Annotated in this window: 25 protein-coding genes and 1 tRNA gene; 17 read left to right on the plus strand and 9 right to left on the minus strand. The window is 71.1% G+C overall.

Annotated features, from left to right (window positions below):
• Positions 1-69 precede the first annotated feature (69 nt).
• From rph to rdgB, 3 genes are all read left to right on the plus strand, one after another.
• On the plus strand, positions 70-792 hold the full coding sequence (gene rph / locus LNW73_RS20695) for a ribonuclease PH (RefSeq protein WP_250976061.1): 723 nt from the start codon (positions 70-72) through the stop codon (positions 790-792).
• Positions 793-1,146: 354 nt separating this feature from the next.
• Positions 1,147-1,536: a hypothetical protein gene (locus LNW73_RS20700; RefSeq protein WP_250976060.1), complete on the plus strand. Its 390-nt coding sequence runs from the start codon at positions 1,147-1,149 to the stop codon at positions 1,534-1,536.
• A 39-nt stretch (positions 1,537-1,575) separates the two neighbouring features.
• The gene (rdgB, locus tag LNW73_RS20705; RefSeq protein ID WP_250976059.1) at positions 1,576-2,178 is read left to right on the plus strand and encodes an RdgB/HAM1 family non-canonical purine NTP pyrophosphatase; all 603 of its coding nucleotides are present in this window, start codon (positions 1,576-1,578) and stop codon (positions 2,176-2,178) included.
• A gap of 55 nt (positions 2,179-2,233) precedes the next feature.
• On the opposite strand, the gene LNW73_RS20710 is transcribed toward rdgB, so the two are convergent.
• From LNW73_RS20710 to bcp, 5 genes are all read right to left on the minus strand, one after another.
• Positions 2,234-2,317, minus strand: a tRNA-Leu gene (locus LNW73_RS20710).
• A 50-nt stretch (positions 2,318-2,367) separates the two neighbouring features.
• Positions 2,368-2,625 (minus strand): HNH endonuclease signature motif containing protein, encoded by a 258-nt coding sequence (locus tag LNW73_RS36420; protein WP_308407696.1) that lies wholly within the window; start codon positions 2,623-2,625, stop codon positions 2,368-2,370.
• A gap of 213 nt (positions 2,626-2,838) precedes the next feature.
• Positions 2,839-3,516: an HNH endonuclease gene (locus LNW73_RS20720; RefSeq protein ID WP_250990920.1), complete on the minus strand. Its 678-nt coding sequence runs from the start codon at positions 3,514-3,516 to the stop codon at positions 2,839-2,841.
• A gap of 164 nt (positions 3,517-3,680) precedes the next feature.
• Positions 3,681-5,189 carry a glycine betaine/L-proline transporter ProP gene (gene proP / locus LNW73_RS20725; protein ID WP_250990921.1) on the minus strand — a complete coding sequence of 503 codons (1,509 nt, stop codon included), beginning with the start codon at positions 5,187-5,189 and terminating at the stop codon, positions 3,681-3,683.
• Between the two features lie 113 nt (positions 5,190-5,302).
• Positions 5,303-5,770, minus strand: a complete 468-nt coding sequence (gene bcp / locus LNW73_RS20730; protein ID WP_250976056.1) for a thioredoxin-dependent thiol peroxidase — start codon at positions 5,768-5,770, stop codon at positions 5,303-5,305.
• A gap of 131 nt (positions 5,771-5,901) precedes the next feature.
• Here bcp and LNW73_RS20735 point away from each other — a divergent pair, with 131 nt between their 5' ends.
• The 3 genes from LNW73_RS20735 (at position 5,902) to LNW73_RS20745 (ending at position 6,996) form a co-directional block, all read left to right on the plus strand.
• Entirely contained in the window at positions 5,902-6,225 is a 324-nt protein-coding gene (locus tag LNW73_RS20735; protein ID WP_138356614.1) for a DUF3618 domain-containing protein, read from the plus strand.
• 49 nt (positions 6,226-6,274) lie between these two features.
• Positions 6,275-6,577, plus strand: a complete 303-nt coding sequence (locus LNW73_RS20740) for a GroES family chaperonin (RefSeq protein WP_250980180.1) — start codon at positions 6,275-6,277, stop codon at positions 6,575-6,577.
• 98 nt (positions 6,578-6,675) lie between these two features.
• A complete protein-coding gene (locus tag LNW73_RS20745; protein ID WP_138356615.1) occupies positions 6,676-6,996 on the plus strand; it encodes a DMT family transporter in 321 nt (106 codons plus the stop codon).
• Between the two features lie 13 nt (positions 6,997-7,009).
• Here the strand turns inward: LNW73_RS20745 and LNW73_RS20750 are convergent, their stop codons facing one another.
• Complete coding sequence (locus LNW73_RS20750; protein ID WP_250990922.1) at positions 7,010-9,277, minus strand: transglycosylase domain-containing protein; 2,268 nt, start codon at positions 9,275-9,277, stop codon at positions 7,010-7,012.
• 287 nt (positions 9,278-9,564) lie between these two features.
• Here LNW73_RS20750 and LNW73_RS20755 point away from each other — a divergent pair, with 287 nt between their 5' ends.
• The 3 genes from LNW73_RS20755 to LNW73_RS20765 all read left to right on the plus strand — a co-directional run bounded on the left by LNW73_RS20755 (position 9,565) and on the right by LNW73_RS20765 (position 12,285).
• Complete coding sequence (locus LNW73_RS20755; RefSeq protein ID WP_250980179.1) at positions 9,565-10,365, plus strand: ABC transporter permease; 801 nt, start codon at positions 9,565-9,567, stop codon at positions 10,363-10,365.
• A 136-nt stretch (positions 10,366-10,501) separates the two neighbouring features.
• Complete coding sequence (locus LNW73_RS20760) at positions 10,502-11,266, plus strand: ABC transporter permease (RefSeq protein ID WP_250992983.1); 765 nt, start codon at positions 10,502-10,504, stop codon at positions 11,264-11,266.
• A gap of 20 nt (positions 11,267-11,286) precedes the next feature.
• Positions 11,287-12,285 carry an ABC transporter ATP-binding protein gene (locus LNW73_RS20765; protein WP_250992984.1) on the plus strand — a complete coding sequence of 333 codons (999 nt, stop codon included), beginning with the start codon at positions 11,287-11,289 and terminating at the stop codon, positions 12,283-12,285.
• A 60-nt stretch (positions 12,286-12,345) separates the two neighbouring features.
• Here LNW73_RS20765 and LNW73_RS20770 read toward each other — a convergent pair whose 3' ends face one another.
• Positions 12,346-13,488, minus strand: a complete 1,143-nt coding sequence (locus LNW73_RS20770; RefSeq protein ID WP_250990923.1) for an aminotransferase class V-fold PLP-dependent enzyme — start codon at positions 13,486-13,488, stop codon at positions 12,346-12,348.
• Positions 13,489-13,644: 156 nt separating this feature from the next.
• Between LNW73_RS20770 and LNW73_RS20775 the strand changes: the two genes are divergently transcribed.
• From LNW73_RS20775 to LNW73_RS20805, 7 genes are all read left to right on the plus strand, one after another.
• A complete protein-coding gene (locus tag LNW73_RS20775; RefSeq protein ID WP_374118142.1) occupies positions 13,645-14,976 on the plus strand; it encodes a DUF445 domain-containing protein in 1,332 nt (443 codons plus the stop codon).
• Positions 14,977-15,036: 60 nt separating this feature from the next.
• Positions 15,037-15,855, plus strand: coding sequence for a class E sortase (locus LNW73_RS20780; protein ID WP_250990924.1), 819 nt, complete (start codon positions 15,037-15,039; stop codon positions 15,853-15,855).
• 29 nt (positions 15,856-15,884) lie between these two features.
• On the plus strand, positions 15,885-16,082 hold the full coding sequence (locus tag LNW73_RS20785; protein ID WP_374118144.1) for a DUF3311 domain-containing protein: 198 nt from the start codon (positions 15,885-15,887) through the stop codon (positions 16,080-16,082).
• Complete coding sequence (locus tag LNW73_RS20790; protein ID WP_250990925.1) at positions 16,079-17,557, plus strand: sodium:solute symporter family protein; 1,479 nt, start codon at positions 16,079-16,081, stop codon at positions 17,555-17,557. Before LNW73_RS20785 ends, LNW73_RS20790 begins: the two co-directional genes overlap by 4 nt.
• A gap of 48 nt (positions 17,558-17,605) precedes the next feature.
• A complete protein-coding gene (locus tag LNW73_RS20795) occupies positions 17,606-17,914 on the plus strand; it encodes a DUF6412 domain-containing protein (protein ID WP_250976050.1) in 309 nt (102 codons plus the stop codon).
• 99 nt (positions 17,915-18,013) lie between these two features.
• The gene (locus LNW73_RS20800; protein WP_250990926.1) at positions 18,014-18,742 is read left to right on the plus strand and encodes a YidC/Oxa1 family membrane protein insertase; all 729 of its coding nucleotides are present in this window, start codon (positions 18,014-18,016) and stop codon (positions 18,740-18,742) included.
• 85 nt (positions 18,743-18,827) lie between these two features.
• Entirely contained in the window at positions 18,828-19,682 is an 855-nt protein-coding gene (locus LNW73_RS20805) for a fumarylacetoacetate hydrolase family protein (protein WP_250990927.1), read from the plus strand.
• A 403-nt stretch (positions 19,683-20,085) separates the two neighbouring features.
• Here LNW73_RS20805 and LNW73_RS20810 read toward each other — a convergent pair whose 3' ends face one another.
• Together LNW73_RS20810 and LNW73_RS20815 are read right to left on the minus strand one after the other, a co-directional pair.
• The gene (locus LNW73_RS20810) at positions 20,086-20,556 is read right to left on the minus strand and encodes a heme-degrading domain-containing protein (RefSeq protein ID WP_250990928.1); all 471 of its coding nucleotides are present in this window, start codon (positions 20,554-20,556) and stop codon (positions 20,086-20,088) included.
• Complete coding sequence (locus LNW73_RS20815) at positions 20,553-21,629, minus strand: Gfo/Idh/MocA family protein (RefSeq protein WP_250990929.1); 1,077 nt, start codon at positions 21,627-21,629, stop codon at positions 20,553-20,555. The genes LNW73_RS20810 and LNW73_RS20815 overlap by 4 nt, the downstream gene beginning before the upstream one ends.
• Before the next feature lie 56 nt (positions 21,630-21,685).
• On the opposite strand from LNW73_RS20815, the gene LNW73_RS20820 reads away from it, so the two are divergent.
• Positions 21,686-22,780 (plus strand): ROK family transcriptional regulator, encoded by a 1,095-nt coding sequence (locus tag LNW73_RS20820; RefSeq protein ID WP_250976045.1) that lies wholly within the window; start codon positions 21,686-21,688, stop codon positions 22,778-22,780.
• Positions 22,781-22,801: the final 21 nt, after the last annotated feature.

The raw sequence follows: 22,801 nt of genomic DNA on the forward strand, positions 1-22,801 counted from the left end.
CACCCACACCCGCAGGGGCCCGTTCCGACACCGGAACGGGCCCCCGCCGTTTGTCGATAGGCTCGAACCATGTCTCGATTCGATGGCCGCACCCCCGAACAGCTCCGCCCCGTCACCATCCAGCGCGGATGGAGCAAGCACGCCGAGGGCTCGGTCCTCGTCTCCTTCGGCGACACCAAAGTCCTCTGCACGGCCAGCGCCACCCAAGGCGTACCCCGCTGGCGCAAGGGCAGCGGCGAAGGCTGGGTCACCGCCGAATACTCCATGCTCCCGCGCGCCACCAACACCCGCGGCGACCGCGAATCCGTCCGCGGCAAGATCGGCGGCCGCACCCACGAGATCTCCCGCCTCATCGGCCGCTCGCTCCGCGCCGTCATCGACTACAAAGCCCTCGGCGAGAACACCATCGTCCTCGACTGCGACGTCCTCCAGGCCGACGGCGGCACCCGCACCGCCGCCATCACCGGCGCCTACGTCGCCCTCGCCGACGCCGTCACCTGGATGCAGCAGAAGAAGCTCATCCGCGCCAGCGCCAAACCCCTCACCGGCACCGTCGCCGCCGTCAGCGTCGGCATCGTCGACGGCGTACCCCTCCTCGACCTCGCCTACGAGGAAGACGTCAAGGCCGAGACCGACATGAACGTCGTCTGCACCGGCGACGGCCGCTTCATCGAAGTCCAGGGCACCGCCGAAGGCGCCCCCTTCGACCGCACCGAACTCAACGCCCTCCTCGACCTCGCCGTCGGCGGCTGCGCCGAACTGACCGCAGCTCAGCTCGCAGTACTCGGCTAGGCCGGGTCTGACAAATAGCGGCGTCCGCCCGGAGGGCGGGGCCCGGGGCGTCTGGTGCGTGCGATCGCAAGGCGGAGGGTCGTCCTCGTACCGGGGTACGTGGATGAGCCCGACAACTGGGGGCACCTCCCAGCGGTAGCTGGGGGAGAGCGTGCGTGCCAGGCGCCCCGGGCTGGGGGCACCTCCCAGCGGTAGCTGGGGGAGGGATTTGTCTGACACGGCCTAGGGCCTGTTCGGCTCGAGCACCCACCACGAAACCTGTCACTTTCGCGCAACCAGGCAACTGGGGCGGTGCGCGGCGCGTGTCTACCGATACAGATCTCACACGGAGATCCCCCGGGGAGGAACCCACCCATGGCCACGCGCCGCCGCATCACCGTCGCCGCCCTCGCGGCGGCCGCCGCCCTGACGCTCCCGGCCGCCGCCGGCTGCAGCGCCATCGACAAGGCACTCGACTGCGCCCACGTGGCCGCCGCGGTCGCCGGCGACGTCCAGAACCTGCAGAACGCCGTCGGCAACGCCGGCAACAGCCCCCAGGACGCCGTCAACGCCCTCGACCAGATCTCCCGCGACCTCAAGGACGTCGGCAACAAGACCGGCAACGCCGACGTCAGCAAGGCCGTCAACGACCTCAACACCGCGGTCAAGAACGCCCGCACCGCCGCCAACAACGGCACCACCCCGGACGTGACGCCGGTCGCGGACGCGGCCGGCGAACTCACCAAGGTCTGCACCCCGGGCTGACGGCCGGGCCGCGCTTCCCGCCAGGAGATAATCGACGCCATGCAGCGCCTTGTCCTCGCGACCCGAAACGCCCACAAAGTCACCGAACTCCGCGCCATCCTCGCCGACACAGGTCTCGCCGTGGACCTCGTCGGTGCGGACGCCTACCCCGAGATCCCCGACGTCAAGGAAACCGGCGTCACCTTCGCCGAGAACGCCCTCCTCAAGGCCCACGCCCTGGCCCAGGCCACCGGCCTGCCCGCCGTCGCCGACGACTCCGGCCTCTGCGTCGACGTCCTCGGCGGCGCCCCCGGCATCTTCTCCGCCCGCTGGGCCGGCACCCACGGCGACGACGCCGCCAACCTCGCCCTCCTGCTCGCCCAGCTCTCCGACATCGACGACACCCACCGCGCCGCGCACTTCGCGTGCGCGGCCGCCCTCGCCCTCCCCGACGGCACCGAACGCGTCGTGGAAGGCCGCCTCCCCGGCACCCTCCGCCACACCCCTGCCGGGAGCGGCGGCTTCGGCTACGACCCGATCCTCCAACCACTGGGCGACACCCGCACGTGCGCGGAACTGACCCCGTCGGAGAAGAACGCGATCAGCCACCGGGGGGAAGCGTTCCGTGGGCTGGCGCCGATCGTGGCGGAACTTCTCGGCTGAGAGCCAACGAAAAACGACCTGCGGATCAATCCTTCGATCCGCAGGTCGTCTGCTGTGCGGCGGAAGGGATTCGAACCCTCAAGCCGTTTCACGGGCCACAGATCCTAAGTCTGCTGCGTCACCACTGCGCCACCGCCGCTAGCCGCCGCCCATGATATCGGGTGGCGGCTCTTCCGGTGAAAGGTGCGGCTACGAACGTGTCCGGCGCCCTCCCCGGCACCAGGTGTCGGTGATCGCGTGGCAATTGGGGCAGAGCAGCCGCAGATTGTGAGGCCGGTCGTCGCTCCAGTCGCCGTTGATGTGGTCGATCTCCAGAGTCATCGGCCTTCCACCCCACACCGGGCCGGTGTCGCAGATCGCGCACCGTTCCAGAACGCCGATCTGACGCAGCGCCCGACGCAGCATCACCGTCCTGGTACGGCGGTTGCTGTCGTGCTTGACCAGCACCTGCTCGGGGGCTTCAGCGGGGTCGGCGACGCTTTGCCACGCTGGTGCGCCTGTCCGAGAAAGTGCGAGGTGTCGATACCGTCCTCGGCGATCCAACGACGGAAGTGGGCGCGCGCGGTTGCGTTGTCGGCTCGCTCCAGCCGTCGCAAGGCATCGGCGATCGACAGGGATTGAGCAACGGCGCTGAGCAATTGTGTTGCCGACGGGCGCTGCCTACTCATCAGGCCCACCACCGGCCACCGGCTCGTGCCGCCCCTTGTTGCGGCCCCGGTAGGTGTCTGTCGCCGAGTGGCAGTTGGGGCACAGGATGCGCAGGTTCTGCCTGCGGTTGTTGCGCCAGTTGCCGTCGACGTGATCCACCTCCAGCGGAAGCGGCCGGTCGCGCCAGCGAGGGCCGGTCCCGCACAGCGCGCAGCGGTGCTCGGCGCCGGACTCCAGCATGGCCCGCTTGAGTCGCTCGCTGGGCACGCGTCGGGCTTGGTGGGAGTCCTGCTCGACGAACAGTTCATCGGGGGTTCTGCGACGCCGGTTCGCCTTCATCGCCTCAGTTCGGGGCAGGGCGACGAAGTGTGAGGTGTCGAGTCCGTATGCCTTGATCCGGCGACTGATGTTGGTGTGATGACCGCCGACGACCTCGATGCCGAGATGGCGCAGTACGCCGTAGACGCTGGTGGACGAGGCGACCGCCGGCTCGAGGATCTCCCTGGTCCAACGGGATCCCTCCCGCTCGAAGTGGGAGACATCGACCCCCAGTCGCTTCATCCGCCCGAGAACGTAGCGGCGGCGCGAGCTCTTCGGGTCGATGCCGAGTTTCGACAGCGCCTCGGTCAGCGTCCGCGACGATGTGGCCGCCTCTTCGAGGCGTTCGCGGGTGTACGGGCTGGGTGGCATGGGATCCCCCTCCGGATCGGGTCGGTGGGAGGGGGATTCCGTGCAGCCGTGGGCGGGGGGAATCCCTCGCTCACCGGTGGTGGCTGCAGAGCCTGGGTGCGGCCGTGTGTCGCAGCCTCGTACGTATTAACGAGGCATTCGGGTGACGGTCACGCCGGGGTGGGTCAGAAGCGGGGGGACGGGGCCTGGGCGGCGCAGAGTTCTGCGGCTTCGGCGTCGGTGGCGACGGCGGGTGGGGAGCCGGCCAGGGGCTTCTGGGCGGTTTCCTTCATGCAGGCGACGGCGATGACGCCGACGAGGGCCGCGGCCATGGAGTAGTACGCGGGCATCATGTCGCTGCCGGTCAGGCTGATGAGGCCGGTGATCACCAGGGGGGTGGTGCCGCCGAAGAGGGAGGCGGAGAGGTTGTAGCCGACCGAGAGGGAGCCGTAGCGGACCTGGGTGGGGAAGAGCGCCGGGAGGGCGGCGGACATGGTGCCGAGGAGGCAGACGAGGGAGAGGCCGAGCATCAGCATGCCGGCGGCGACGGCGGGCAGGCTGCCCTGTTTGACGAGCAGGAACGCGGGGGCGGTGAGGACGAGGAAGCCGAGCATGCCGGTCATGAGGAGCGGTTTGCGGCCGAAGTGGTCGCTGAGGCGGCCGACCTGATTGATCACCAGCATCAGGAAGACCATGACGGCGAGCAGGATGAGCAGGCCGTGGGTCTCGTTGTAGTGGAGTTCGTCGGTGAGGTAGGTCGGCATGTAGGAGAGCAGCATGTAGTCGGTGATGTTGTACGCGCCGACGAGGGCGATGCAGAGGATGAGCGTCGGCCAGTAGTTGGTGAAGATCTTGGCGAGGTCGCCCTTGGCGGTGGTCTCGACGCCGTTGGCGGCGTCGGAGGCGCGGGCGGTGTCGTTGCCGAGTTTCTGGAAGGCGGGGGTCTCCTCGAGCTTGAGGCGGAGGTAGAGGCCGATCAGGCCGATCGGGCCGGCGACGAGGAAGGGGATGCGCCAGCCCCAGCTCTGCATGCTGCCGTCGTCGAGGACGGTGGTGAGGATCGTGACGAGTCCGGCGGCGCCGATGTAGCCGGCGAGGGTGCCGAATTCGAGGAAGCTGCCGAAGTAGCCGCGGCGTTTGTCGGGGGCGTATTCGGCGATGAAGGTGGAGGCGCCGCCGTATTCGCCGCCGGTGGAGAAGCCCTGGACCAGCCGGAAGAGGATCAGCAGGACGGGTGACCAGAAGCCGATGGCGGCGTAGGAGGGGATCAGGCCGATCGCGAAGGTGCCGACGGCCATCATGATCATGGTGAGGGCGAGGACCTTCTTGCGGCCGACCTTGTCGCCCATGGGTCCGAAGACCATGCCGCCGATGGGGCGGACGAGGAACGCGACGGCGAAGGTCGCGAAGGACGAGAGCAGCTGCACGGTGTCGCTTCCCGAGGGGAAGAAGACATGGCCGATGGTGACGGCCAGGTAGCTGTAGATGCCGAAGTCGAACCACTCCATGGCGTTGCCGAGCGACGCGGCTTTCACGGCGCGCTTGACGGCGGCCTCGTCGGTGACGGTGATGTCGCTGCGGCGCAGGGGTGGGTTCTTGCTGCGCCGGATGACCCGGAAGAGGCCGGGGTGGCGGCGGCGGGCGCCGTGCTCGGCCTCGGTTTCGGCCGTGGGGTCGGCTTCGCGGGTCGGCACAGGGAGTCCTCTCGTTCGGTGGTTCTCGTCCGAGGGTCTCTTCTGCGCGATGGGTGCGGGAGTAAACCAAAGCCCCGTTTTCCGGGACTTTGGTCACTCCGCCGCTGATCTGCTCAGACCTTGAGGTCCTTGATGAGCTTGGCGACGTGGCCGGTGGCCTTGACGTTGTAGAAGGCGTGTTCGACCTTGCCGTCGGCGCCGACGATGACGGTGGAGCGGATGACGCCGGTGACGGTCTTGCCGTAGAGCTTCTTCTCGCCGAAGGCGGCGTAGGCCTCGAGGACCTTCTTGTCGGGATCGCCCACCAGGGTGACCTTCAGGTTTTCCTTTTCGCGGAACTTGGCGAGCTTCTCGGGCTTGTCGGGGGAGACGCCGATCACGTCGTAGCCGGCGGCGGCGAGCAGGTCGAGGTTGTCGGTGAAGTCGCAGGCCTGCTTGGTGCAGCCGGGGGTGAGGGCGGCCGGGTAGAAGTACACGATGACTTGGCGGCCCGCGTGGTCGGCGAGGGAGACGGGTTTGCCGTCGGCGTCCGGGAGGGTGAAGGCGGGGGCGGTGTCGCCGGGCTGGAGGCGTTCGGTCATGGGTGGTGGCTCCTTACGCGGTACACGCGGGGTACTCCCGGGTACGCAAACGGGGTGCCGACGGGGCGCGGTCCGCGTCGGGCTGACAGACTGTCCGTCACGGTACCGGTCTAGGCGTTGGAGGCAGTGCGGTGTCGGAAGGCAGGACTCCCGCCCAGATTGAGGCGGAGATCTCCCGTAGGCGGCAGGATCTGGCCGCGACGCTGGACGAGATCGCGGTAAGGGTGCATCCGAGCACGGTCGCGCGGGACATGAAGGCGAAGGCCTTCTCCGCGGTGGACCGCACGGCGGGCCGGGCCTTCGTGGGGGTGAATCGCGCGGTGAGTGATGCGCGCGGGCACTTCGTGTCGGAGGACGGTGTGCTGCGGGTGGACCGGGTGGTGCCGGTGGCGGTGGCCGCGGTGGCGCTGGTCGCGGTGGTGGCCGGGCTCTCGGTCCGCCGGCGTCGCCGGTAACGTCGTCGCCGTGAGTTCCAAGAATGAGCACGACAAGCTGCCGATCCGGATGCTGCATGACCGGGTGCTGGTCAGGGCCGAAGGTTCCGAGGGGGAGCGCCGCTCGGGTGGCGGCATCCTCATTCCCGCCACGGCCGCGGTGGGCCGCCGGCTGGCGTGGGCCGCGGTGGTCGCGGTGGGCCAGAACGTGCGGACGGTGGAGGTCGGGGACCGGGTGCTGTACGACCCGGAGGACCGGGCCGAGGTCGAGGTGCGGGGTGTCGCGTACGTGCTGATGCGTGAGCGGGATCTGCACGCGGTCGCGTCGGAGCGGCTGCAGGGGTCGGAGGACTCTACGGGCCTTTACCTGTAGTTTGCTATGGTCGGAGAGAGCCCGACGAGACGCGCCGTACCGGGACCCATGCAAAGACGACGCACCCCCTGGAAGCAAGCAACCATGGAGGTGCCGTCATGGCATGGGTCCTTTTGTGCGTCGCGGGTCTGGTCGAGGTCGCCTGGTCGATCGGTATGAAGTACACCGAGGGGTTCACCCGGCTGTGGCCGAGTGTGTTCACGGGTGCGGGCATCGTGGTGAGCATGGTGCTGCTGGCGCAGGCCGCGAAGACGCTGCCGATCGGTACGGCGTACGGCGTGTGGGTGGGCATCGGTGCCGCCGGGGCGGCGGTCCTGGGCATGGTGGTGCTGGGTGAGCCGGCGACCGCCGCCCGGATCTTCTTCATCTGTCTGCTGCTGGTGGCCGTGGTGGGCCTGAAGGCCACCTCGGGCCACTAGGCCCGACCGGGCGCTAGCCCCCGTCCGGGCCGCCGTCCCCGCCGTCCCCGCCGCCGCCTCCGACCGCGCCGCCGCTGGGCAGCAGGGTCGGGGGTCCGCTGGTCTCGGGCGGGGTCTCGGTGGGGGTTTCCGTCGGGGTTTCCGACGGTGTCTCGGACGGGGTCCGGGACGGTGTCTGCGACGGGGTCCGGGAGGGCGTTTGCGACGGGGTCTCGGACGGTGTCGATGACGTGGGCGGTGTGCTGGGGGCCTCGGTCGGGGCGGTGGCGCCGTCCTGCAGTTGGAGGTCGAAGTCGATGTCCTCGGTGCCGCTGAGGGCGGCCTCGGTGTAGGCGGCCCAGACCTCGCCGGGCGCGCCGCCGCCGTTGACGCGCGGTACTCCGAGTGCTCCGTTGAGCGATTCCAGTCTGCCGGTGTCGGAGTTCTGGCCCATCACGGCGACGACGGTGACGAGGTTCGGGGTGTAGCCGGCGAACCAGGCGGCCTTGTCGTCGTCGATGGTGCCGGTCTTGGCGGCGGAGGTGCGGCCGGACTCCTGGGCAACGGAGGCGGTGCCGCCGTCGACGACGCTCTGCAGGATGGACGTGGTGGTGTCGGCGGCCTCACGGGAGACGGCCTGTTTGGCGTCGCGCTTGGGGAGGCCGAGGTCGCCGCCGTCCTTGGTGATCTTCTCGACGAGGGTGTACGGGATGTACTTGCCGTGGTTGGCGAGGGTCGCGTAGCCCTGGGCCATGGCGAGGGGACTGGCTTCCATGGTGCCGAGCGCCATCGAGGGAAAGGCGTTGAGCGACTTGGTGGCCGGCAGGCCCAGCGCGTGCACGGTGTTGACGACGTTGTCGGGACCGACGTCCTGGGCCATCTGGGCGTAGACCGCGTTGACCGAGTTGTCCATGGCCTTGGTGACGGTGATGTCGCCGTAGTCCCGCTGGTCCTCGTTGGGCGGCGCGTAGCCGACGGGGCCGTTGGGGCCGATCACCGGGCGGCGGTTGTCGCCGTCGTAGATGGTGCGCGGGGTGATCGTGCGGCCGTCCTGCGTCTGGGAGTTGTTCTGGACGGCGGAGGCGAAGATGTAGGGCTTGAACGTCGAGCCGACCTGGTAGTCGGTCCTGGTGGCGTTGTTGACGTACTGCTTGGTGTAGTCGATGCCGCCGTACATGGCGACGACCTTGCCGGTGGCGGGGTCGATGGAGGCGCCGCCGGCGCGGACGTAGCTGTCGGCCTTGGTGGTGCCGAGCTGGTCGTAGACCTTTTTCTTGGTGGCGGCGACGAAGGCGTCCTCCTTGTCCTTCTGGATCGTGGTGACGATCCGGTAGCCGCCGGCGCGCAGGGTTTCCGCGTCGATGATGTTGTTGTCGGCGAGGTAGTCGTTGACGGCTTCGATGAGGTAGCCGCGCTGGCCGGTCTTGCTGGCGGCGGCCTTGGGCTTGCCGGGGGTGGGGAAGGTGATGACGGCGCGTTCGGCGGCGTTGAGCCAGCCTTCCTTCACCATGCCGTCGAGGACGTAGTTCCACCGGGCCTGGGCCTTGGGGATGTTCTGCGGGTGGGCGACGACGTCGTACTCGCTGGGGGCGTTGAGGAGGGTGGCGAGGTAGGCGCCTTCGGCGGTGGTGAGTTTGTCGGCGTCCTTGCTGAAGTAGGCCTGGGAGGCGGCCTGGATGCCGTAGGAGTTGCGGCCGAAGTAGCTGGTGTTCAGATATCCCTCAAGGATTTCGTCCTTGGTTTCATTGCGGTCGAGTTTGATCGCGATGAAGAATTCCTTGACCTTGCGAAGTGCGGTCTGCTCCTGGTTGAGGTAATAGTTCTTCACGTACTGCTGGGTGATCGTGGAGCCGGACTGTTTGCCCTTGCCGGTGACGGTGTTCCAGGCGGCGCGGATCATCGCTTTCGGGCTGACGGCGGACTCGTGGTAAAAGCCGCGGTCCTCGGCGGAGAGCGCCGCGTACTGGGCGGTCCTGGCGATCTGGGCGAGGGTGACGTTCTCGCGGTTGATCTCGCCGTCGCGGGCCAGTTCGGTCTTTCCGTCGGCGTAGAAGTAGACGTTGCTCTGTGCGGTGGCGGCGGCGTTGGGGTTCGGGATCGGCACCAGGGCGTAGCCGATGAAGAACCCGCCGATGCTGATGAGCAGGACGACGATGACGGTGCTGGTCACCATCCGCCAGGTCGGGATGAGCCGGCCGAGGCCGGTGCGCTTGGGCCGTCCTCTCCGGTTGAGGACCGGCGGTCGGGGCTCCCAGCCTGGCGAAGCGTTACTGCTTTTCTGCTGCTCCGGCTCGTCGCTCATGTCTGTCAGGACTCCTCCGCCGCCGCCGGGGTTGGTCCGCGACGGAACATCTTGGGTCAATCGTTACGTACGCCCCGTTGAACACTGTCGCATCATCCGTGCTTGTGCGATCAACGGCGCGCACCCGTGACAGGGCTGTGACAGGCCGAATGGCTGATCCGGTGCACTCGAAAGGGTGGAAAACCATTGGCAGGTCCTCCCGATGGGCGATTAAGCTCGGCAGCTTTGGCGCGAACGGCGGGTGCGGGACCAGGCCCTGACAGAGGGGACGTGGGGGAGTGGGCGGCATCCGGCTGTACGCGGCGGTCGCGCTGAGCGGGTTCCGGCGGTTCGCGACGTACCGGGTGGCGACGGCCGCCGGTGTCTTCACCAACACCGTCTTCGGCTTCATCCTCGCCTACACCTACGTCGCGCTGTGGGACGCGCGTCCGGGGCTGGGCGGTTACGACCGGTCCCAGGCGCTGACGTATGTGTGGGTCGGCCAGGCGCTGCTGATGACCACGGCGATGATGGGCGGCGGTTTCCAGGACGAGTTGATCGAGCGGATCCGTACCGGGGACGTGGCGATCGATCTGTACCGGCCCGCCGACCTGCAGTTGTGGTGGCTCGCCACCGACCTGGGCCGGGCGGCCTTCCATCTGCTGGGCCGGGGCGTCGTCCCGCTGCTGATCGGCTCGCTCGCCTTCGATCTGGCGCTGCCGGCCGGCCCGCTGACCTGGCTGTTGTTCCTGGTGTCGGTGGCGCTGGGGGTCGTCGTCAGTTTCGCGCTGCGCTATCTCGTCGTGCTGAGCGCGTTCTGGCTGCTCGACGGTGCGGGGGTGAGCCAGATCGCCGGGCTGGCCAGCATGTTCTTCTCGGGCGCGCTGCTGCCGCTGACGCTGTTCCCGGGCTGGCTGGGGGAGCTGGCGCGGGCGCTGCCGTGGGCGGCGCTGCAGCAGATCCCCGCCGATGTCTTCCTCGGCCGGCACACCGGCACCGGTCTGCTGCGGGTGTTCGCCTTCCAGGCCGGCTGGGCACTGGCGCTGCTCGCCGCCGGGCGGGCGCTGCAGTCCGTGGCGACCAGGAAGGTGGTGGTGCAGGGTGGTTGAGGGCGGAGCAGTCGAGAACCGGGCGGCCGAGCGGGCGGTGGCCGGCGGCGGTGCGGCCGGGTTCCGGGCGGTCGACCACAGCGCGCCCGAGCGCCGGGTGGTCGACGGGCTGCGGGTGTACGGGCTCATCGTCGCGATGTGGGTGCGGTCGACGATGGCGTACCGGGCGTCGTTCCTGATGACCGCGCTCGGGAACTTCGCGACCACCGGACTGGACTTCGCCACGATCCTGTTGATGTTCTCCCACGTCACGACGCTGGGCGGGTTCTCGCTGCCCGAGGTGGCGTTCCTGTACGGGACGACCAGCACCGCCTTCGGGCTGGCCGATCTGACGATGGGCAGCATGGACCGGCTCGGGCGCCGGGTGCGGGACGGCACGCTGGACACGCTGCTGCTGCGCCCGGCGCCGGTGCTCGCGCAGGTGGCCGCCGACCGGTTCGCGCTGCGGCGGCTGGGGCGCATCACGCAGGGCTCGCTGGTGCTGGGGTGGTCGCTGAGCCGCCTTGACATCGACTGGACGGTGCTGAAGGTGCTGATGATGCCGATGATGCTGCTCAGCGGGGGTGCGATCTTCGGGGCGGTGTTCGTGGCCGGGGCGGCCTTCCAGTTCTGGGCGGGCGACGCGTCCGAGGTGCAGAACTCCTTCACGTACGGCGGGAACACTCTGCTGCAGTACCCGCCGTCGATCTTCGCCAAGGACCTGGTGCGCGGCGTCACCTTCATCGTGCCGCTGGCGTTCGTCAACTGGCTGCCCGCGCTGCGGATCCTGGGCCGCGACGATCCGCTGGCGCTGCCGGGGTGGCTGGACTTCGCGTCGCCGCTGGTGGCGGTGGCGTGCTGCGCGGTGGCCGGGCTGGCGTGGCGGACGGGTCTGCGGTCGTACCGGAGCACGGGAAGCTGAGGGAACGGAAGGTGGGGACAGTGGACGGCGACGGCGCGCACATCGAACTCGACGCGGTGGAGAAGGTCTTCGACGTACGCCGCAAGGCCGGGCGGTGGCGGCGGGAGCGGCATCAGGTGCGGGCGGTCGGCGGGATCTCGTTCTCGGTGCCGCGCGGCGAGATGGTCGGTTACATCGGGCCGAACGGGGCCGGGAAGTCCACCACCATCAAGATGCTGACGGGGATCCTGATGCCCAGCGGCGGGCGGGTGCGGGTCGCGGGGATCGACCCGTCGCGGGACCGGACGAAGCTGGCGCGGCGGATCGGTGTGGTCTTCGGGCAGCGCACCACCCTGTGGTGGGACCTGCCGCTGAAGGACTCCTACCAGCTGGTGCGGCGCATGTACCGGATCGAGGACGGGCGGTACGCGAAGAACCTCGCGCGCTGCGTCGACCTCCTCGACCTCGGCCCGCTGCTGGACGTGCCGGTGCGCCAGCTGTCGCTGGGGCAGCGGATGCGCGGCGACATCGCGGCGGCGCTGCTGCACGATCCGGAGGTGCTGTACCTGGACGAGCCGACCATCGGTCTCGATGTGGTCAGCAAGGCGAAGGTGCGGGAGTTCCTGCGGACGGTCAACGCCGAGCAGGGCACGACGGTGCTGCTGACCACGCACGATCTGACCGACATCGAGCAGCTCTGCGAGCGGGTGATGGTCATCGACCACGGGCGGCTGATGTACGACGGCGGGCTGAGCGGGCTGCACGCGGTGGGGGAGAGCGAGCGCACGCTCGTCGTCGACTTCGAACGCGAGCTGCCGGCGGTGGTGGTGGCGGGCGCGCGGTGCGTGAAGGTCGAGGGGCCGCGTCAGTGGCTGGCGTTCCCGGCGGCGGCCAGCGCGGCGCCGCTGGTCGCCGACCTGGCGGCGCGCTATCCGCTGGTGGACCTGTCGGTGCGGGAGCCGGCGATCGAGGACGTCATCGCGCGGATGTACTCGTCCTCGCCGGTGCCGGCTCAGACGGCCGGACGTTCCGCGGAATGAGGACGTTCCGCGTGGTGCGGACGTTCCGCGGCGTGCGGACTTTCAGCGCGGTGCGGACGTTCAGCGCAGTGAGGCGAGGGCCGCGTGCACCCGGTCGACGGCGGCCAGCGGGGTCGAGGCGTGCGCCGACAGGCGCAGCGAGTCCGCGCGGACCGTCGGGGTGACCTCGTACCCGTGCAGCGCCTTGGCGACGAGCCGCGGGTCGGTGCCGGGGATGCGGAAGGAGACGATGCCGGCGCGCTGTTCGGGGGCGACGGGGGACAGCACCTCGCCGCCGCAGGCCAGAACGGTGTCGATGAGTTGGGCCACCCGGGTGGTGATGTGCTCCTCGATGGCGGGCACCCCGGACCGTTCGACGAGTTCCAGGGCGGCGGCGAAGGCGGCCGCGGTGACGGGGCTCAGGTTGGTGATGCTCCACCGCTGGGCGCCGGCGGCGGGCGGGTGCTCCCGGTCGTCGAAGAGGCCCGCGTCCTCGACGCCGGTCCAGCCGGTGAGGACGGGCTCCAGCCGCTCCAGCGCCCGGTCGGACAGCGCGGCGAAACCGGTGCCCCAGCCGGCCCGCAGCCACTTCTGGCCGCCGGTGACGACGACGTCCGCGACCTGCCAGGGCAGGTCGGCGACCCCGAAGCCCTGGATGGCGTCCACGACGAGCAGCCGGTCGCCGATCACCTCGCGGATCGCGGCCAGGTCGGCGCGGTGGCCGGTGCGGAAGTCCACGGCGCTCAGCGCCACGGCCACCACGTCACCGGCGCCGGGTCCTGCCAGGGCGTCGCGGACGGTGTCGGGGGTGATCAGACCCCGCTGGTCGGGCTCCAGCAGGCGCGGTACGGCCCTGCCGAGCTGCCCGGCACGCTGCCACGGGTACCGGTTGGAGGGGAATTCCCCGGACGGGACGAGCACGGTGCCGCCGGTGATGCCGAAGGCGGCGTGGAACAGTCCGGTGGACGTGTTCGGCAGCAGCACGATGTGGCCGGGGTCGGTCCCGGCCAGCCGGGCGGCGGCCTCCCGGGCCCGGGGTTCGGCGCGCATCAGGTCGTCCACCGTGCTGTGGGTGGCACGGGCGGAGTCGGCCAGGGCCTGCGCCGTGGCGTCCAGGACGTCGCGGGACGGCGGGCCGTAGCGGGCGAAGTCCAGGTACCCCTCGGGCTCCTCGAAGTGTCCGGCGTAGCCGGGCAGCCCTCCGGTCCTGTCCTGCGCTGTCATGGCGGCTCGCTCCCTCGGTGCGGGGTCCCCGGACGGCGTCCGCGGCCGTCCCGCCGTTCCTGGCGTGACTTCCCGGGACGCGGGGAACCTGTTGTTCGTTCCCAGGTTGGCAGTGGCGGTGACAATACGCGGGTGGAGCGGATGGAAGCAGCGGTAATGAGCGATCCAGGCGGCGGTCCGGACGACGGTCCACGCGGCGGTGCACCGGCCGGTCCGGGTGCGGTGCTGAGCGCGACGGAGGTCGCCGACGCGGGGCGGCGGCGCGGGGTCCGCCGGATGAAGGTGATCGCGACCGGGCTGCTGCTCGCCGCGACGGTGGTCTACGCCCTGGCGAAGTGGGCGGACTCGGCCGGCGCCGGTCCCTGGGCGGGGTACGTCGCGGCGGCCGCGGAGGCGGGCATGGTCGGTGCGATGGCGGACTGGTTCGCCGTCACGGCGCTGTTCCGCCGCCCGCTGGGACTGCCGATCCCGCACACCGCGATCATCCCGACGAAGAAGGACGCCCTCGGCCACAGCCTGGGCGATTTCGTCGGCGAGAACTTCCTGTCGGCCGATGTCGTCAGGACCCGGCTGCGGGCCGTCGGCATCGGCTCGCGGCTCGGCACCTGGCTCGCCGATCCCGAGCACGCCGACAAGGTGACGGAACAGGCCGCGGCGGCGCTGCGCGGGGTGCTGAAGGTGCTGCGGGACTCCGACGTCCAGGCGGTGGTCGGTGAGGCGATCACCCGGCGGGCGGAGGGTCAGGAGGTGGCGCCGGGCGTCGGCAGGATGCTGGAGCGGGTCGTCGCGGACGGCGGCCACCGGCGGGTGGTCGACCTGGTCTGTGTGCGGGCGCACGACTGGCTGGTGGAGCACGGCGACTCGGTGATGGACGCGGTGCAGGGCGGCGCGCCGGGGTGGACGCCCCGGTTCGTGGACCGCAAGGTCGGTGAGCGGGTCTACAAGGAGCTGGTGCGCTTCACCGCCGAGATGCGCGACATGCCGGACCACCCGGCGCGCGGGGCGGTGGACCGGTTCCTGGCGGACTTCGCCGTCGAGCTGCAGTCCGATCCGGACACCCGTGAACGCGTCGAGCGGCTGAAGAAGGACCTGCTGGCGCGCGGCGAGGTGCAGGATCTGATCGAGTCGGCGTGGACCGCGGTCCGCGGCATGGTCGTGGCAGCCGCCGAGGACGAGCGCAGTGAGCTGCGGCTGCGGACCCGCGCGTCGCTGCTGTCGCTGGGCGCCCGGATGGCGACCGACCCGGCCCTGCAGGCGAAGGTGGACGGCTGGCTGGAGGACGCCGCCACGTATGTGGTGACGACCTACCGGGACGAGATCACCTCCCTGATCACCGAGACGGTGGCGGGCTGGGACGCCGACCAGACGTCCCGCAAGATCGAGGCGCATGTGGGGCGTGACCTGCAGTTCATCCGGATCAACGGCACGGTCGTCGGAGCGCTGGCGGGGCTCGCGATCTACTCGGCGTCCCGGCTCTTCGCCGGCTAGGAACGTTCCGCAGGACAGGCCCCTGTCCGGCGGGCCGGGAACGGCCGTATCGTCACCCGTATGACGGTGCGTCAGAAATCCAGGCCGGTCCGGGTCGTCGTCCAGGGCCGGGGGCGGCTGCTGCGGCGCGGCGGCGCGCGGCGCACTCCACTGGGGCGGACGCTGTGGGGCGCCGCCGAACTCGCGGTGACGTTCGGGGTCGTCGTGCTGCTGCTGGTGGCGCACCAGTTGTGGTGGACGAATCTGCGGGCGCACGAGTCCGCCCGGCGCGAGGTCGCGGCGCTGGAACAGCAGTGGAGCGCGGCCCCCGCACCGGCGCCCTCCTCCGGTCCGACGCAGGCTCCCGTCGATACACCGACGATGGATACATCCGATGACAAGACGTCCGCCGGGCCCTCCCAGCGGCAGGTGACGGCGCCGGAACGGGACGATCTGGCCTACGCCGTGATCCGCATCCCCGCGATCGGCGTGACCGCCCCGGTCGCCCAGGGCATCAGCAAGAGCGCCATCCTCAACCACGGCTACGTCGGCCACTACCCGCAGACCGCCCAGCCCGGCCAGACCGGGAACTTCGCCGTCGCCGGGCACCGCAACACCCACGGAGAGCCGTTCCGCTACATCAACCGGCTGCGGGCCGGCGACACGGTGACCGTCGAGACGGCCACCGGCCGCTTCGTCTACGTCGTGGAGAAGACCGTGCCGCAGACGAATCCCTCCGACGGGTCCGTGATCGCCCCGGTGCCGTTCAGCTCCGTGCACCCGGACGCCCGGATGACCGGCGCCGGCGCGTACATCACGCTCACCACCTGCACGCCCGAATACACCTCCAAGTACCGGCTGGTGGTGTGGGGGCGGCTGAAGTCGGCGCAGGCGCGCTAGGGTCGGGCCGCGTGTCCAAGGTGCCCAGGGTGTTCCGAGGCCGACGCCATCTGCTGTGGCTGCTCGTGCCGTACGTGCTGTACCTCGGCGTGCTGCCGCTGGTGAACCGGGTGCACCCCGTGGTGTTCGGGATTCCCTTCCTCTTCTTCTGGATGCTGGCCGCCACGCTCGCCACCCCGCTCGCGGTGTGGCTGGCCTACCGCGGCGACCGGCGGAGGCGTACGTGAACGCCGCGGTCGCCACCTCGATCTTCGGCGCCTTCATGGTGGTGACCGTCGCGCTCGGACTGCTCGCCGTCCGTGGGCGCGGCTCGCAGGGCGGCCTCACCGAGTGGTCGGTGGGCGGCCGCAGCCTCGGCCCGGTCTTCATCTGGGTGCTGATGGCCGGTGAGAGCTACACCAGCTTCAGCTACCTGGGCGCGGCCGGCTGGGGCTACAACTTCGGCGCGCCCGTGCTCTACGTCCTGGCGTACCTGTCGTGCGGCTACGCGGTCGGCTACGTCGTCGGCCCCATGCTGTGGGCCTACGCGCGCCGCCACGACCTGGTCGGCATCACCGACATGATCGCCCACCGCTACGCCAGCCCGCGGCTCGGCGCGCTCGTCGCCGTCCTCGCCACCGTCTGCCTGCTGCCGTACATCCAGCTGCAGATCACCGGCATGGGCGTCGTCGTCTCGACGATCTCCTACGGGGCGATCAGCCTGAACTGGGCGTACTTCCTCGGCTTCGCCGTCACCACCGGATTCGTCGTGGTCAGCGGGCTGCGCGGCAGCGCCTGGGTGTCGGTCCTCAAGGACGTCCTCGTCATCGCGACCCTCGGCTTCCTCGCCTGCTACGTCCCCTTCCACTACTTCGGCGGCTACGGCGAGCTGTTCCGGCGGCTGACCGAGGAGAAGGCGCAGTGGCTGACGTTCCCCGGGCACGCGTCCGGCGGCCTCGGCGAGAGCTGGTTCATCACCACGAGCCTGCTCAACTCGCTCACCGTGGTGATCTTCCCGACCACGGTCGCCGGCTATCTGAGCGCGCGCGACGCGGACGCGCTGCGCCGCAACGCCATCGCGCTGCCCTTCTACCAGGTGCTGCTCCTCGTCCCGATCCTGCTCGGCATGGCGGCACTGTTCGTCGTGCCGGGCCTGACCGGCGCCGGCTCCAACCTCGCCCTGTTCGAGCTGATCACCGACTCGCTGCCGGCCTGGGCCGTCGGGATCATCGGGGTGGCCGCGGCCCTGTCGTCCATCGTGCCGATGGCGGTGTTCATGCTCGTCATCGGCACCATGTGGGGCCGCAGCGTGCTCGGCGCGGTCCCGCGGCTGGCCGGCCGGCAGAAGTTGTGGTCGCAGCTGGTCGTGGTCGCCGCCGGCTCGCTGGCCCTGCTGCTGACGTACACCCTCCCCAACACCCTGGTGCGGCTGTCGCTGATCTCCTACGAGGGCATGGCGCAGCTCGTCCCGATGCTGCTGCTCGGCCTGCTGTGGCGCCGGCTGACGCTCGCGGGCGCGCTCAGCGGTCTGCTGGCGGGCGGCACGGCCGTGTGCTGGCTCGTCTTCACCGGCCGCGATCCCCTGTGGGGCGTGAACGCGGGGCTGCTCGCGCTCGCGCTGAACGTGGCCGTCGCGCTGGCCGTGACGTACGTCATGCCGGCGCCGGCCGATGCACGGCCGGACGAGGAGGTCCTCGCGCAGGAGGCACTGCCCGCCGGCTAGAGCGCGGGGCTACCATCGGAATCCGGACCGACCGAAGGAGGCGAGCTCGTGCGACGTGACACCGCGGCGTTCCGCCTCTTCGTGGGCGCGTTCTTCCTCGCCCTGTCCGGGGTGCTGCTGACCCAGACCGGTCTGGTGTCCAGCGCCGCTGCCGCCGCGACCACGGTCGCCGCCGCCTTGCTGTGCCGCGCCTTCATCGTCACCGCCGCCTGGCCGGGGCCCGTGGTGCCCGGCCGGATCCGGACCGCGATCCGGGACCGGGAGCGCCGTACCGCCTTCCTCGTACAGCGCGATCCCGACGCCGCGGGCCGTCCGCGCCCCCGAGCGCCCGGCCGTCTCGTCCCGACGGCCGCGTAGGCGCTCCTGCACCGGTACCCACCGGTTCCCGCTGCGCCCCGCGCGGCTCGTCACGCCGACTTCTTCCGGCTCGACGAGACCCCGTGGAGGGCTCACCCCATGTCCGTATTCGCTCATTTCGTCATGTCCGTCGCCTCTCTGCTCGGCCCGCTCCTGGGCGCCTCGGCGACCGCGGCCGCCATCGTCGCGATCACCGTCGCCGTACGCCTGGCCCTGCATCCGCTGGCGCGGGCCGCCGCCCGCGGCGAGAAGGCGCGGGCCGCGCTGGCACCGCGGGTGGCCGAACTGAACCGCAAGCACAAGAAGAACCCGGAGCGGCTCCGGAAGGCACTCGCCGACCTCTACGCGAAGGAGGGCGCCTCCCCGTTCGCCGGCTTCGTCCCGATGCTCGTGCAGCTGCCGGTCTTCTTCCTCATGTACCGGGTCTTCTCCTCCTCGGGCGGAGACCTCCTCGACCACACCCTCTTCGGCGCACCCCTCGGCGGCCGGTGGACCGACGCACTCGCCGACGGCGGGGTGGCCGGGCCGCACGGGGTCGTCTTCCTCGGGCTCTTCGCGGTGATCGCGGCCGTCGCGGGCTGGACGTATCTGCGGGCCCGGAAGGCCGCCGCGACCGCCCCGGCCACCGCCGCGCCCGCGGCACCCGGTGCCGCGACAATGGCGAAGATCCTTCCGCTGCTCTCCTTCGGCACCCTGCTGACCGCGGCCTTCGTCCCGCTGGCGGCCGGGCTGTATCTGGCCACCACCACCGCCTGGAGCGCCGCGGAGCGCGCCTGGCTGCAGCGTGCCCCACATGTGGCACTGAATGCCGCGAAGTCCACTTCGTGAAAGGGGGCTTGCGGGACGGCCGCGACTGATTGGAGGATCTGCCAAGACATCCGATGACCACCCTCGCCCAACAGGGAGTACGTCTGTGAAACTGCTGCGTGTCGGACCCGCCGGAGCGGAAGCTCCGGCCCTGCTGGACGGCGACGGAATCCTGCGCGACCTGTCCGGCGTCGTGCCCGACATCGACGGCGCACTCCTCGCCGACGATGCCGCCCTCGCGCGGATAGCCACGGCCGCGGCGGACGGATCCCTGCCCCGGCTGGACCCCGCCCTGCGCGTCGGCCCGCCGCTCGCCCGCATCGGCAAGATCGTCTGCATCGGTCTCAACTACCACGACCACGCGACGGAGACCGGCGCGGCGATTCCGGCCGAGCCGATCGTCTTCATGAAGGCCCCGGACACGGTCGTCGGGCCCGACGACACCGTCCTGGTGCCACGCGGCAGCGTGAAGACCGACTGGGAGGTCGAGCTCGCCATCGTCATCGGACGGCGACTGCGGTACGCGGCGTCCCACGAGGAGGCGCTGGCCGCGGTCGCCGGTTACGCCCTCTCCCACGACGTCTCGGAGCGCGAGTTCCAGATCGAGCGCGGCGGCCAGTGGGACAAGGGCAAGAACTGCGAGACCTTCAACCCCATCGGCCCCTGGTTCGTCACCGCCGACGAAATCCCGGACCCGCAGGCCCTGGGCCTGCGCCTCTGGGTCAACGGCGAACCGAAGCAGGCCGGTTCCACCGCGGACCAGATCTTCCCCGTGGCGGAGGTCGTCCGGTACCTCAGCCAGTTCATGGCGCTGTACCCGGGCGACGTGATCAACACGGGGACACCGGCGGGGGTGGCGATGGGCCAGCCGGATCCCAAGCCGTATCTGAGGGCGGGGGATGTGGTGGAGCTCGAGATCGACGGGCTCGGTCGACAGAGGCAGGTCCTGGCGGACGCGTAACGCCTGCCGGCGGGGGCCCGGGTACGTCGGCCCGCGCGGGCCGGTGCGCGCCGCCTCCGGCGGGGGTGCGGTGACCTCGGCGTCCGCCCCGCCGTTGCGCCTGCGGCGGGCTTTCCCCACCCACCCGCCCATACCGGCACGGATGCACGCGCGTCGGCACCCGCGGGCGTATGAGGGGACGGGAGACGGATGCACGTGCGTCGGCCGCCGCCTCGTCTCCCAGCCGGGCGTTCCCCGCGACCCGCGCACCAGCGAGCCGGTGGTGACGTGAGGGGGACGGGGCCGCAGGGGGAGGGGTCCGAAATGCTGCCGTGTATTTGTGGGCCGCCAGGCCCGTAAATATACGATTTCGGACCCCTCCCCCGGAGGGCCCGGCCCCCGACCCTCAACGCACCGGCAACCGCTACCCGCGCACCATGCGCGACAACGCCTCCACCACCAGCGCGTGGTCCTCCGACTGCGGCAACCCCGACACCGCCGCCGTCCCAACGATCCCCACCCCCGCCACACGCAGCGGCACCGCGCCCCCATGGGCGGCGTAAAGGTCCGGGTCCAGGCGGGAGGACTCCTCGAAGGTGGTGCCCTTGGCGCGGAAACGGGCGCCGACGAGGTACGACGACGCGCCGTAGCGCTCCGCGACGCGGGACTTGCGGGCGAGCCAGGCGTCGTTGTCCGGGGAGGTGCCCTCCAGCGCGTAGTGGAAGAGTTGCTGGCTACCGCGACGGATGTCGATCGTCACCGGGGCTTCGCGCTCGCGCGCCAGGTCGACCAACAGGCACCCCAGCCGCCAGGCGTCGTCGTTCGTGAAGCTCGCGAGAACCAGGTCGCGCTCCTGCGCTTCGAGCTCGGCGACAAGGTCCGTGGGAGTGCTCATGAGCGCGCCTCCAGTTCCACCGTGCGCCCCTCGCGGGCGGAGAGCCGGGCCGCCTCCAGGACTTCGAGGGCCGCGGCCGCTTCCAGGGCGGTGACCGGCGGGGCCGAACCGTCGCGGAGGGCGGCGGCGACCGCCGCGTAGTAGGCGGGGTAGTCGCCGGGCAGGGTCGGGACGGGGCGAACGGAGTCGCCGGCCCCGAGGGTGCCCCAGTCGGACTCCGGCTCGACGCCCCAGTCGCGGTCGGCGGAGCCGGGCCGCAGGCCGTCGCGGAGGGCGGCCTCCTGCGGGTCGAGGCCGTACTTGACGTAGCCGGCGGTGCTGCCGAGCGCGCGGAAGCGGGGGCCGAGCTGGGCGGTGGTGGCGCTGGCCCACAGGTGGGAGCGGACGCCGCCGGCGTGGGTGATCGCGATGAACGTGTCGTCGTCGACCTCGGCGCCGGGGCGGCGAACGTCGGACTCGGCGTAGACGCGGACGGCCGGGCCGAAGAGCGTCAGGGCCTGGTCGACGAGGTGGCTGCCGAGGTCGTAGAGGAGCCCGCCGATCTCGGCGGGGTCGCCGGACTCGCGCCAGCCGCCCTTGGGCCGCGGCCGCCACCGCTCGAAGCGGGACTCGAAGCGCTGCACCGTGCCGAGCTCGCCGCTGTCCACGAGGTGGCGCAGGGTGCGGAAGTCGTTGTCCCAGCGGCGGTTCTGGAAGACGGAGAGCAGCAGGCCGCGGTCCTTGGCGAGGGCGGCCAGCTCGTAGGCCTCGGCGGCGGTGCCGGCGAGCGGCTTGTCGACGACGACGGGCACACCGGCCTGGAGGGCGGCGGTCGCGAGCGGCACGTGGGTGCGGTTGGGGGAGGCGAGCACCACGAGGTCGACGGGGTCGCCGGTCCACAGCTCGTCGGGGGAGGAGGCGAACCGGACGCCGGGGTGCTCGGCGCGGGCCTGCTCGCGGCGCTCGGGGTTCGAGGTGACGACGGTGTCGAGGACCAGGCCGTCGGTGGCGGCGACGAGCGGGGCGTGGAAGACGGAGCCGGCCAGGCCGTAGCCGACCAGTCCGACGCGGAGGGGGGTGGCGGGACTACTCATGCCCTCCACTTTCGCAACAGTGTTGCCAAAGAGCAAGCACCGAGGACAATGGAGGGGTGAACAGGGGAATCTCAGGGGCGAATCTGCCCGCGCTGCGGCACCACAACGCCGCTCTGGTGCTCGATCTGCTGCGCGCCGCCACCCGGCACGGGACCGGCGGCATCAGCCGGCTGGAGCTCGCCGAGCGCACCGGGCTCACCCCGCAGGCGGTCAGCAAGATCACCGCGCGGCTGCGGGCCGAGGGGCTGGCCGAGGAGTCGGGGCGGCAGGCGTCGACCGGCGGCAAGCCGCGGACCGAGCTGCGGCTGGTGCGCCGGGCGCGGTACGCGGCCGGGGTGCACCTGGACCGTGACGAGCTGACCGTCGTCCTCGCCGACCTGTCGGGCGAGCGGGTGCAAGCGCGTACGTCCCGGCTCGACCTCGGCCGCCCCGCAGGGGAGGTGCTGGAGGCGGTGGCGCGCGAGGTGCGGGCGCTGGACGCCGGCCCCGCCATTCTCGGCGTCGGCGTCGCGGCTCCCGGGCCGCTCGACCACGCCTCGGGCGTGCTGCACCGCGTCACCGGCTTCCCGGACTGGGACGGCTTCCCGCTGCGCGACGCCCTGGAGCGGCGGCTCGGACTGCGGGTCGTCGTCGACAAGGACACCAACGCGGCGGCGCTCGCCGTTCTCGGCCAGGACGCGGGCGGCGGTTCGTTCGCGTATCTGCATCTGGGCACCGGGCTGGGCGCCGGGCTGGTGCTGGACGGCGCGGTCTTCCGCGGCGAGCGCACCGGGGCGGGCGAATTCGGGCACCAGGTGGTGCAGTTGGACGGTCCGGTGTGCGGTTGCGGCAACCGCGGCTGCATCGAGGCGATGTGCCTGGCCGCGGTCGACCGCGGTGACTCGGCGGGCGCCGCGTACCTGCTGGGCGTCGGCGCGGCCAATCTCGTCTCGCTGCTCGACATCGACCGGGTGGTGCTCGGCGGGCGCACCGTGCTGGCCGACGAGACGCTGTTCCGGCAGGAGGTCGCGGCGGTGCTGACCGAGCGCACGGCCCGTTCCGTGGGGCGCACGGTGCCGGTCTCGGTGGCCCCCGGCGGAACGCGGGTGGTGGCCGACGGCGCGGCGCTGCTCGTGCTGGCCTCGGTGTTCGGCGGCGCCGCACTCGGCTGAGGGGCAGGTGGACCGCCGCTG

The sequence above is a fragment of the Streptomyces sp. RKAG337 genome (assembly GCF_023701715.1).
Lineage (GTDB): Bacteria > Actinomycetota > Actinomycetes > Streptomycetales > Streptomycetaceae > Actinacidiphila.

Excerpts from the sequence above, each read along its gene's own strand:
- LNW73_RS20740 (WP_250980180.1), top strand. The coding sequence starts at position 6,275 with ATGCTGCATGACCGGGTGCTGGTCAGGGCCGAAGGTTCCGAGGGGGAG.
- LNW73_RS20700 (WP_250976060.1), top strand. The coding sequence starts at position 1,147 with ATGGCCACGCGCCGCCGCATCACCGTCGCCGCCCTCGCGGCGGCCGCC.
- LNW73_RS20770 (WP_250990923.1), bottom strand. The coding sequence starts at position 13,488 with ATGACAGCGCAGGACAGGACCGGAGGGCTGCCCGGCTACGCCGGACAC.
- LNW73_RS20750 (WP_250990922.1), bottom strand. The coding sequence starts at position 9,277 with ATGAGCGACGAGCCGGAGCAGCAGAAAAGCAGTAACGCTTCGCCAGGC.
- LNW73_RS20815 (WP_250990929.1), bottom strand. The coding sequence starts at position 21,629 with ATGAGTAGTCCCGCCACCCCCCTCCGCGTCGGACTGGTCGGCTACGGC.
- bcp (WP_250976056.1), bottom strand. The coding sequence starts at position 5,770 with ATGACCGAACGCCTCCAGCCCGGCGACACCGCCCCCGCCTTCACCCTC.
- LNW73_RS20775 (WP_374118142.1), top strand. The coding sequence starts at position 13,645 with ATGAGCGATCCAGGCGGCGGTCCGGACGACGGTCCACGCGGCGGTGCA.
- LNW73_RS20800 (WP_250990926.1), top strand. The coding sequence starts at position 18,014 with ATGTCCGTATTCGCTCATTTCGTCATGTCCGTCGCCTCTCTGCTCGGC.
- LNW73_RS20780 (WP_250990924.1), top strand. The coding sequence starts at position 15,037 with ATGACGGTGCGTCAGAAATCCAGGCCGGTCCGGGTCGTCGTCCAGGGC.
- LNW73_RS20760 (WP_250992983.1), top strand. The coding sequence starts at position 10,502 with ATGTGGGTGCGGTCGACGATGGCGTACCGGGCGTCGTTCCTGATGACC.
- rph (WP_250976061.1), top strand. The coding sequence starts at position 70 with ATGTCTCGATTCGATGGCCGCACCCCCGAACAGCTCCGCCCCGTCACC.
- LNW73_RS20810 (WP_250990928.1), bottom strand. The coding sequence starts at position 20,556 with ATGAGCACTCCCACGGACCTTGTCGCCGAGCTCGAAGCGCAGGAGCGC.
- rdgB (WP_250976059.1), top strand. The coding sequence starts at position 1,576 with ATGCAGCGCCTTGTCCTCGCGACCCGAAACGCCCACAAAGTCACCGAA.
- LNW73_RS20720 (WP_250990920.1), bottom strand. The coding sequence starts at position 3,516 with ATGCCACCCAGCCCGTACACCCGCGAACGCCTCGAAGAGGCGGCCACA.
- LNW73_RS20745 (WP_138356615.1), top strand. The coding sequence starts at position 6,676 with ATGGCATGGGTCCTTTTGTGCGTCGCGGGTCTGGTCGAGGTCGCCTGG.